Annotated in this window: 5 protein-coding genes; 2 read left to right on the top strand and 3 right to left on the bottom strand. The window is 39.4% G+C overall.

Translation table 11 applies throughout. The features are described from left to right. Nucleotides 1-192: 192 nt before the first annotated feature. The 3 genes from MV676_RS04275 to prmC are packed head-to-tail and all read right to left on the bottom strand — an operon-like array spanning nt 193 to nt 3,194. Nucleotides 193-1,059, bottom strand: coding sequence for a hypothetical protein (locus tag MV676_RS04275; protein WP_297445535.1), 867 nt, complete (start codon nt 1,057-1,059; stop codon nt 193-195). A gap of 8 nt (nt 1,060-1,067) precedes the next feature. Then, nucleotides 1,068-2,336: a UDP-N-acetylglucosamine 1-carboxyvinyltransferase gene (gene murA, locus MV676_RS04280; protein ID WP_297445536.1), complete on the bottom strand. Its 1,269-nt coding sequence runs from the start codon at nt 2,334-2,336 to the stop codon at nt 1,068-1,070. Between the two features lie 3 nt (nt 2,337-2,339). After that, nucleotides 2,340-3,194 (bottom strand): peptide chain release factor N(5)-glutamine methyltransferase, encoded by an 855-nt coding sequence (gene prmC / locus MV676_RS04285; protein WP_297445537.1) that lies wholly within the window; start codon nt 3,192-3,194, stop codon nt 2,340-2,342. A 158-nt stretch (nt 3,195-3,352) separates the two neighbouring features. Here prmC and MV676_RS04290 point away from each other — a divergent pair, with 158 nt between their 5' ends. Then, on the top strand, nt 3,353-3,568 hold the full coding sequence (locus tag MV676_RS04290; protein ID WP_022846923.1) for a FeoA family protein: 216 nt from the start codon (nt 3,353-3,355) through the stop codon (nt 3,566-3,568). 3 nt (nt 3,569-3,571) lie between these two features. Next, a partial coding sequence (locus MV676_RS04295; RefSeq protein WP_297445538.1) for a FeoB small GTPase domain-containing protein occupies nt 3,572-4,454 on the top strand: 883 nt, incomplete at its 3' end.

A 4,454-nucleotide genomic window follows, 5' to 3' on the forward strand; every position in this document is an offset into this window, starting at 1 on the left:
CCTCCTAAGAGCTTGGGTTTTAGTCTTTTTTTGCACTTTCTTCCTGCCTTTTCTTACTAATTGATTTATTGTTGCCATAAATAAATTTATTATAAATTAATGCCTATATGATTTATTGGGCACCGAAATCGCTATTTAAAAAACGCGCTTTAGCGCTTGCATAAATATACACCACTTTTTCAAAAATGTAAGCTATTTGGATGCATCTTTCAATACTTGCAATTCATGCTTGCTAGCCCCCTCGACTCGCTGTAAAAATTCACCTATCTTTTGCGCCACATCCTGATGGTTTTTATTGCGCGAGTATTCAAGAATGGCTTTCAAAACAACAATAAAAAGCAGAGTGACAAACAGTCTAAGATTTTTAATCAAAATAAGAGCATCTCTTTTCCTGAAAAAATGTTTTTCAAAGTAAGTAAAAGCATACTCCATACCCCTCGTTTCCAGAAAGCTGTAAAAAAGACTAACAATTGCAACCAGGCCTATACCTATCAAAGCCTTCATATCAAAAGCGATAAATCCTGAAAGCCAAAGGGCTGAAACGGTAATATAAAAAACAAGAAGGGCCGTAAAGGCTATGCTACGAAGCGTCCCTTTTAAGAGGGAAGATAGCGTCCCTATCAGCGGTAGAAAGGAAAGAACAACAAAAAACTTCTTTATAAAATAAAGAACATTCTCATCAAGCCTCAAAATGTTTAAATGGCTCAAAGTTGAAGTCAAAAATGCACAGACCAGGAAGAAAAACGTCATTATTCTGGGAAAGGAGGAGGCTTGTTCAGCTATAAAAACAGCTCTGGTGAGGTAAACAGAACCTATCAGGATTGAAAAATCTTCAAATATTAACTTTAAAATGTGGCTGGAAACTACTTTTGACAGCGAAAATCCCGCAACAAAAAAGAGAATGCCGCTTAAACTTTCAACAAGCGCTTTCAAAAACCTGTTTTCTATACGTTTTTGAACTAAAACCTTAATAAGCTGAATAAAGGCAAGCAGAGAAAGAGTAAAAGCAATAAGATAAATATCACCACCTGTAATCTCATTCCTGTGAAAAAATAGCATTCAGTACCTCAATAAGGTCTATCACTTTTTACTCTCTCTATATCAGCACCAAGTGCTGACAACTTCTTTTCAAGATTCTCATAGCCTCTCTCAAGGTGGTATATCCTGTAAATTTCTGTCGTATTTTCGGCAGCAAGTCCGGCAACCACAAGGGAAGCACTTGCCCTGAGATCAGTAGCCATAACCTTTGCACCTATAAGTTTCTCCACTCCCCTAACAACAGCGGCATTTCCCTCTATTTTTATATCTGCTCCAAGTCGCTGAAGCTCAAGAATGTGCTGAAATCTATTTTCAAATATAGTCTCTTTTATGATAGAAACACCGTCTGCAAGGCACATGGCAGCCATAAACTGAGCCTGCATGTCAGTTGGAAATCCCGGATAAACCTCCGTAGTGATGTCAGTTCCAACCAGCCTGCCATTGCTTTTAACAAAAACGGTCATCTCATCAACCTTTTCAATAGTGACACCTGCATCCTTAAATTTATCAATCACAGCTCCTAAAACATCATAAGGGAACTCTTCTATTACAAGTTCACCACCGGCAGCCGCAACGCAGGCAACAAATGTTCCTGCTTCAATCCTATCAGGCATAACCGTATAGTCTATAGTCCCTATAGATTCAACACCTTCAACTTCTATCGTGTCGGTTCCCTCTCCCTCTATAACCGCACCTGCTTTTCTCAAAGCACAAGCAAGGTCAACAATTTCAGGTTCCTTTGCAGCATTCCTTATCACGGTCTTTCCCTTGGCTAAAACTGCTGCCATCAAAAGATTTTCCGTACCCCCAACAGTGGGAAAGTCAAAAACAACTTCAGCACCTTTAAGTCCACCCGGTGCAACAGCATTTATGTAACCGTGTTCTATCCTTATATCAGCTCCAAGCTTTGAAAGGGCTTTAAGATGAAGGTCAACCGGCCTGGCACCTATTGCACAACCACCTGGCAGAGAAACCCTTGCCTTTCCAAACCTTGCAAGAAGAGGACCAAGTGTAAGGACGGAAGCCCTCATAGTTCTAACAAGCTCATAGTCTGCTTCCGTCTTTATGTTAGTTCCCTTAGCAACCTTCAACCTATTTCCTTCAAACTCTGCTTCAAATCCCATATCTGTCAGCAGTGAAATAGCTGTTCTGGTATCTCTTAAGTCAGGAACGTTCGAAATAACAGCATCTTCTGTTAAAATAGCAGCAAAAATAATGGGAAGACTTGCATTTTTTGAACCTGAAACCCTAACCTTCCCCTTTAACGGTTTTCCACCTTTTATAACAAATTTATACATTTTTCACTCCTTTTTAAAACCTACGATAATCCTATCTTTCCCTGAAAGATCTTTAAAAATCTTAATAGTGCTAAAACCTGCTCTTTCAAATATATCTCTAACCTTTTCTGACTGCCCTTCCCCAAATTCAACCGCCAAAAATCCTTCCGGTTCAAGTTTGTCAAACGACTGAAAAGCAAGACGTTCTATAACTTCTGTTCCCTTTTTACCTGCGTAGAGGGCAACTGACGGTTCAAACATTTTAACGCTGCTCTCAACCCGCCTATCAGAATAAGCTATGTAGGGTGGATTAGAGACAACTGCAGAAAATTTCCCTTCTACTCCTTCCAGCAAATCCTCCTTTAAAAACTTAACCTTGCAACCGTGTAATTCTGCATTTTCAACAGCAACATCAAGAGCTTTTCTGTAAATATCCGTAGCAAAAAACTCCGCATCTTTTTTAAGCAGCTTTGCAATTGAGATGATTATGCAGCCACTTCCCGTTCCGACATCAACAATTTTAAGCGTTTCTTTCGACATTGATTTAAGCAGTTCAACACTCTTTTCAACTAAAAGCTCCGTTTCTGGACGGGGAATCAAAACGGCAGGTGTCACTTTAAACCTAAATCCAAAAAACTCTTTTTCTCCAGTGATATAGGCAACCGGTTCACCTTTAACCCGCCGCTTTATAAGCTGACGGTAAGCCTCCACCTCTTCCGCCGAAAGGGGTCTATCGTAGGCAGTATAAATTTTAACCCTATTATCCCATCCCAATAAACAACACATAAGAAGTTCTGCATCAAGGCGAGGTGACGGAATTCCTCTCTCAGACAGAATTTCAGAAGCTCTTTTAACAAGTGTCATAACTGTCCATTTCATGGTGAAATTATACCCTACTTATAGAAGTTAAAACATCTTATAATTTATGTGGTTTTTTAAAACAACGAACGGATGACAGAAGGTGCTAAATATGATTTTCCTTGACTTTCAGAGAAAAAGTTAATATATTCTAACAATTAAAGGTTGAGGGTAGAAAAATGAGAACGCTTCTTGATATAGAAGAGGGACAAACCGTTGAGATAAAAGAGATAAAAGGCGGACCCTGTTTCAAAAGGCGTTTAGCCGCAGTGGGCATATTTCCCGGCAGCAACGTACGAGTTGTAAAAAATGCTCCAGGACCTATTATTGTGGAAGTGGAAAAGAGCCGTTTTGCCCTCGGAAGGGGAATGGCACGAAGAATAGTTGTGAGGTAGCCGGTGAAAAAAGAACTCATTGCCGCTCTCGTTGGAAACCCAAACGTTGGTAAAACAGCAATAATGAACATGCTCGCGGGAACAAAAGCCAAGGTTGGAAACTGGCCCGGTGTAACTGTTGAAAGGAAAGAGGGGAAATATTCTTTTAGGGGATTTGAAATAAAACTGATAGATTTACCGGGAATTTACAGCCTCACTTCCTACACGATTGAAGAACGTGTAACAAGAAACTTCCTGCTTAATGGAAAGTACGATGTCGTAGTAAATGTTATAGATGCCACCCTCCTTGGCAGAAACCTATATCTCACCCTTGAACTTCTTGAGATGGGCGTTAAACCAATACTCGCACTTAACAAAATTGATGACATAAAGAGGTTCTCCATAAATTTCGAAAAACTATCCGCAATATTCAACCTGCCGGTTGTATCCGTAAGTGCCTATAGAAACACAGGATTTTCAGAACTTTCTGAAAAAATAATTGAAGTAGGACTGAACGGAATCAGTAAAGAAGTTTTTAGGCCAACATATTCTGACCTTTTAGAAGCAGCCATATTGGAAGTTTCTATGATAATAAAAGAAGATGAGCGGTTCAAAAAAAATACGCGCTGGTTTGCTATAAAACTTCTTGAAGGTGACCCAGAAATCACTGAAATGGCAGAAAACTCAAGAATATACAACTCTTTATCAAAATCTCTTCAAAAGATAAAAAAGGAATTTTATGAACGCACGGGAGAAGAAATATCATCGGCAATACCAAAAAAACGATTCTTAATGGCTTCCCGCATTGCAAGAACTGTAATTGAGACAGACTACATAGCAGAGGAAGAGGAAGACTTCAGGGATAAAGTTGACAGATTTATAACCACACCGATTACAGGAATACCAA

This window comes from Desulfurobacterium sp., assembly GCF_027028515.1.
Lineage (GTDB): Bacteria > Aquificota > Aquificia > Desulfurobacteriales > Desulfurobacteriaceae > Desulfurobacterium_A.